Source organism: Haladaptatus sp. W1, assembly GCF_001723155.1.
Classification (GTDB): domain Archaea; phylum Halobacteriota; class Halobacteria; order Halobacteriales; family Haladaptataceae; genus Haladaptatus; species Haladaptatus paucihalophilus.
Window position 1 is genome coordinate 1 of the sequence record NZ_MEIH01000162.1, and the last position, 5,410, is coordinate 5,410.

The following is a 5,410-nucleotide window of genomic DNA, read 5'->3' on the forward strand; positions in this document are numbered from 1 at the left end:
CGGCATCGGTCTCGTGGAGATATCGCTGGGCGGCGATGGCGTAGACGCCCGCGAACGTCATACCCGCGAGACGCTCGTACTCGGTGTCGCCGCTGACGCCCAACCAGTACTTCGACCGGTCGCCGCTGAGGTCCAGCATCTTCTCGACCCCGCCCGCGAGGACGGCGTCGCTCGCGCCCGATCCGACGGCGTGAACCGCGTCGAGCAGGGCGAAGCCGCCGGAGGCGCAGGCGTTTTCGACGCGCTGGACCGGCAGCCCCGTCAGTCCGAGGTGCGACGTGAGCGACGCGCCCGTGATACCGAGTTGGTAGCCGCCGACACCGAGGCTGCCGACGTAGGCTCCGTCGAGGTCATCCGCCTCGAATCCGCGGTCGACCGACTCGACCATCGCGTCGTAGGCCGACTCGAACAGTTCCTTGATGCCAGCGTCGGGGTGTTCCCCGTAGGGACTCTGGCCCGCGCCGACGAGTGCCACGTCGCGCACTAGTCGCCACCACCAGTGTAGATGCCGTCGGGGTCGAGTTCCTCGCGGATGAGTCGAATCTCCTCGTCGTCGGGGGTCGGCGTCTCGGTCACGTCGTCGGCGAACTGGACCTCCCAGTCGGTGGCCTCCTGTACTTCGTCGCGGGTGACGCCGACGTGAAGCGTGTCCACGTACATCTCCCCGCTGTCGTCGAATTTCATCACGGCCTTGTCGGTGATGACCGCCTCGGGGCCGCCCCGGAGTCCCAGCTCCTCGCGGCCCTCGCGTCCTTCAACGTACCCCGGCGAGGTGATGAAATCGACCTCCTCGGGGAATCGGCGCTTCTGGTGGGGCGTGATGATGAGCGTCCGGTGGGCGTTACTGGCGATTTCGCAGGCTCCACCGCTCCCGGAAGCCGCACCTTCGGGTCGTCGTAGTCGCCGATGACGGTCGAGTTGATGTTACCGCGTTTGTCGATCTGTGCGCCGCCGAGGAAGCCCACGTCGATGCGGCCGGACTGCAGATAGCGACTGAAACCTTCGTACATCGGAACGATGCTTCGCGCCCCTGTTGCGAGGACCGGGTCACCGATGGAGAGCGGGAGCGCGTCGGGGTTCGAATCGACGGTCCCCGATTCGTATATCATCTGGAGATCCGGCGCGTGCGTCCGCTTGGCGAGGTTACACGCGAGGTTTGGGACGCCGACGCCGACGAGAACGGTGTCGTCGTTCCGCAGTTCGAGCGCCGCGCGCGTTATCATCAGCTCCGTGTCGGTGTAGTCGAGGTCGCTCATGCGTATCGCCCCATGTCGATGGGTTCGGCGTAGTCGTGGGTCGGTTCGAGGTCCAGCAGGCGCTCGGCACCGAGTTTCTCGACGTACTCGCGGCGGTCTTCGACGCCATAGACCCACTCGTCGAGCCACTCTTGGGTTGACTCGTGCGTCTTCGACATCTCGTCCCATTCGAGATACGCGGCGTTGTCGCGGCCGTAGTAGCCCTGCGTGTAGGACGGATGCGACCCGAAGGGCGCTTCGACCACGTAATCGACGACGGTCCCCGGAATCTCGGTTCGGTTGGGGTCGCTGCGGAGCGTCTCGGTGTCCACGATTTCCTCGACGCAGAGGACGACGGTGTCGGCGGCAAAGGCCGCGTCGACTACATCGCCGGTGATGCCCCAGAGATGCGCGTCGCCCTCGGGACTCGCGCGCTGTCCTCGAACGATTGATACGTCGGGATTCAACGGCGGGACGACGCAGACCTGCTCGTCGGGGGCGAACGGATTCTGAACGGTTCGGATACTGTCGTTGTGCTCCGGGAGACTCGACCCGACGAGGCTCCGAAGGGGAACGAACGGCATGTCCCGCGCGCCAGCGAAGAGGCGCGAGACGAGGCCGAAGTGCGAATACTCGTCGATAGTTATCTCGTTCGGAACGCCGTCTTCGACGGCGCGCCGGAAGGCCCGAAGACTCCCAACGCCGGGGTTGCCCGCCCACGAGAAGGTGACCGCCGAGGCGCATCCGGCGGCTATCATCTGGTCGAAGACGAGGTCCGGTGTCGCCCGCATGAGGTGGAGATCCTCGTACTCCTGTCTGATTATCTCGTGGCCCGCGGCGAAGGGAATGAGATGCGTGAACCCACCGAGGTAGACGCTATCCCCGTCGTCGACGGCACCCGAGATTGCGTTCGCCAAGTCTGTTACCTTCGTCATCATTGCCCAGGTTTGTAGTAGTCCTATATTTATCTTCTCCTCACAAGAGTAGTTACAAACCAAGACCCGATATTTTGATTCTATAGCAATGTATGGGGCCTGTTGGCAGTCGTTGTGACGGTGGTGCGCATGCGGGGTAGGGAAGGAAAGCAATGCGAGAGAAAAGGGAGAGAGCAATGTGAGAGAAGAGGAAACGAAAGTGTGGGGAGAAGAAAGGAAAGAGATACGAGGTCGTTTCGAATGGCGGTTCGTCGAGAACGAACTTCGAGGCTCAGGAACGAAGCGCTTCGAGGTCCTCGTCGTCGTAGTTGACGAGGAGACGGGGTTCATCCTTGAACGTCTTGAGGACGATGTTCGTGGCCGAGTGAGCGACGCCATCGGTGTGGATGATGTCGTCGATGAACTGCTGGAGGTGGTCGTGGTCGCGGAGGTGGGCGACGAGGATGAACGACTTCTCACCGACCATGAAGTACGCCGTCTGGACGCCGGAGATGTTCGAGAGACGCTCGCCAATGTCGTCGTATCCGGGACCGTACTCACTCTTGATTTCGCTGATGACGGTGAGGTTCAGTCCGAGTTCCTTCCGGTCCAATTGCGGTACTTTCCCCGTGACGATGCCCTGCTCGCGGTACTTCTCTATGCGGTAGTAGACCGTCGAGGGACTGATTCCGAGTTTGTCGCTCAGTTCGTCGACGCCCAAATCTACGTCGCCTTCTCGGTCCAACCAGCGGAGTATCTCGAAATCTTTCTCATCGAGGTTTACGTCGGCCATGATTGTAGTAAGTCGAATAGAGTACATAAATGCTTTCCAATTTGTTGAGTTTCCTTCGGTATTTGTCGAGCAGTGGTCGCGGACGGCGGTCGTATCCGGGACTCACTCACGTTACGGCGCGAGAACCGTCGCCGCTACCCGCGCGCAGTCCCGCCATACAACAAAATAGACCAATAAAATCCATCCATATTGCTAACTGGTGCAATCTTTTCCCAATAATTTAATACCCACCACAACACACCCCGTGCCATGAGCAAGCAAGACGGTCGGTCAGTAGAGGGACCAAACATCGTGACGGATCTGCCGGGCACGAAGGCGAAGCAACTCGTCGAGGTGGACGGCGAAGTCGTCTCGCCGAGTTCGCCACGGGCGTACCCGCTCGCCGTCGAGAGTGCGCAAGGACTGAACGTGACCGACGTGGACGGCAACCGCTTTTGGGACTTCGCCAGCGGTATCGCGGTGACGAACGTCGGCCACCGCCACCCGAAGGTCGTGGAGGCGGCGAAGGACCAACTCGACGTGCTGGTCCACCCGGCGTTCTGCGACTACTACTCGCCGGAGCCGACGCGACTGGCCGAACGGCTCGAAGCGATTGCCCCCGGCGACTCCCCGAAGAAAGTGTTCTTCGGCAACAGCGGTGCGGAGGCGGTCGAAGCGGGGATGAAACTCGCGCGGCACCACACGGGCCGCCACCGATTCATCGCCTTCGAGGGCGGGTTCCACGGGCGGACGATGGGCGCGCTTTCGCTCACCGCGAGCAAGACGAAGTACAAGCGCGGGTTCGGCCCGCTCGTTCCCGGCGTGGACCACATTCCGTACCCGAAGCCTAGGAAGTACGGTAGCGACGAGGCCGCGATGGAAGCGACGTTCGACGCCTTCGAGGACCTGATTCGAACGCGCGTTCCCGTAGACGAAATCGCGGGTATCGTCGTCGAACCCGTACAGGGAGAGGGAGGCTACGTCGTGCCACCGGAGGGATTCCACCAGCGCCTCCGCGAGTTCGCGGATGACCACGGAATCCTCCTCATCGCCGACGAAGTGCAGGCCGGATTCGGCCGCACCGGCGAGTGGTTCGGGATGGACAACTGGGGCGTCGAACCCGACATCACCCTTATGGGGAAGGGCATCGCCAACGGCCTCCCGATGTCCGCGATGGTCGCCAAAGAATCGGTGATGACGTGGGGAGCGGGAACGCACGCGAGCACGTACCACGGTAATCCCGTGGCCGCCGCCGCCGCGAACGCCGTCATCGACGTCATCGAAGAGGAGAACCTCCTGGACAACGCGACCGAGGTCGGCGCGCACCTGATGGACGAACTCGACGCGCTCGCGGAGGAGTTCCCGCAAATCGCTGAGGTGCGCGGCCTCGGCTTGATGATCGGTGCCGAATTCGTCGACCCCGAGACGGGCGAACCCGACGGCGACCTCTCCGAGGCGGTCATGCACACCGCGTGGGAACACGGCCTGATGATTCTCCCGTGCGGCCAGAGCACGGTCAGATTCGCGCCGCCGCTCACCATCACGAAAGAACAAGCCACGGTCGGTGTCGAACTCTTCGGCGAGGCGCTCGTGGAGGCGCTGAAGTAACCCTCCTCATCTATGTCTTCCGACATCACATCCGACACAGCCGACGGTATCGCAACCGAGATAGACCCCGACGAGACGGTCGAGTTGCTCCAGGACGTGGTTCGGATTCCGAGCCCGTTCTTCGAGGAAGAAGCGGTCGCCGCGTACATCTTCGACTGGTTGGACCAACGCGACCTCAACCCCGAGTATCACGCGGTCTCCGAACCGGCCATCACCGGCTTCGAGGGGAACAACGTCGTCGCCCGCCTCGAAGGCTCCGACCCCGACGCGCCGACCGTCCTCCTGAACGGGCACATGGACACCGTCCAGCACGTCGACGGTTGGGAAGAAGACCCCTGTTCGGGCCGCATCGAGGACGGCAAACTGTACGGACAGGGTGCGTGCGATATGAAAGGCGGCCTCGCCTCGCTCCTCGTCGCCTTCGAGACCCTCTCGAAGCGCGACCTCCGCGGCGACGTGATTCTCACGGCGGTCGTGGACGAAGAGGGGCCGTTCGGCCTCGGGACCGACGCGATGATTCGAGACGGTCTCACCGACGACTGCGACCTCGCCGTCGTCACCGAACCCGCGCCGACCATCACCCAACAGACCATCGAAAACCCGGCCATCGTCCTCGGCGCGCGCGGCCGCTTCCTCTACGAGGTAACTGTTACCGGGACGGCCGCACACGGGTCGCAACCGGACATTGGCGTGAACGCCGCGCTCGACGCCGCGCGTCTCGCAGCGGCCTTCGAAGGGATGGAACTCGGCCAACACCCGAAACTCGGGTCCGGTTCCGTCTGCCTGCTCTCCATCGAGGGGGGAGGAGAACCGCTCTCGGTCCCCGACCGCTGTGAAATGGAGATAGACCGCCACGTCGTGCCCGGCGAGACGACCGAATC

General features: G+C 63.0%; 5 protein-coding genes and 1 pseudogene. 2 read left to right on the top strand and 4 right to left on the bottom strand.

Annotation, left to right across the window (positions count from 1 at the left end):
• From BG842_RS08695 to BG842_RS08710, 4 genes and pseudogenes are all read right to left on the bottom strand, one after another.
• On the bottom strand, window positions 1–484 hold a 484-nt coding region (locus BG842_RS08695; protein WP_303645361.1), incomplete at its 3' end, for a beta-ketoacyl synthase N-terminal-like domain-containing protein.
• A pseudogene (locus BG842_RS32750) lies at window positions 484–1,256 on the bottom strand (CoA-transferase subunit beta). The pseudogene BG842_RS32750 and the gene BG842_RS08695, both read right to left, overlap by 1 nt.
• The gene (locus tag BG842_RS08705; RefSeq protein ID WP_069450465.1) at window positions 1,253–2,170 is read right to left on the bottom strand and encodes a CoA transferase subunit A; all 918 of its coding nucleotides are present in this window, start codon (window positions 2,168–2,170) and stop codon (window positions 1,253–1,255) included. The pseudogene BG842_RS32750 and the gene BG842_RS08705 overlap by 4 nt, the downstream one beginning before the upstream one ends.
• 271 nt (window positions 2,171–2,441) lie before the next feature.
• Window positions 2,442–2,942 (bottom strand): Lrp/AsnC family transcriptional regulator, encoded by a 501-nt coding sequence (locus BG842_RS08710; RefSeq protein ID WP_069450462.1) that lies wholly within the window; start codon window positions 2,940–2,942, stop codon window positions 2,442–2,444.
• A 249-nt stretch (window positions 2,943–3,191) separates the two neighbouring features.
• Between BG842_RS08710 and BG842_RS08715 the strand changes: the two genes are divergently transcribed.
• Both BG842_RS08715 and BG842_RS08720 read left to right on the top strand, forming a co-directional pair.
• Window positions 3,192–4,529 carry an acetyl ornithine aminotransferase family protein gene (locus tag BG842_RS08715; RefSeq protein WP_083252477.1) on the top strand — a complete coding sequence of 446 codons (1,338 nt, stop codon included), beginning with the start codon at window positions 3,192–3,194 and terminating at the stop codon, window positions 4,527–4,529.
• A 12-nt stretch (window positions 4,530–4,541) separates the two neighbouring features.
• Window positions 4,542–5,410 (top strand): M20 family metallopeptidase (locus BG842_RS08720; protein ID WP_069450464.1); only part of this gene is annotated, 869 nt, incomplete at its 3' end.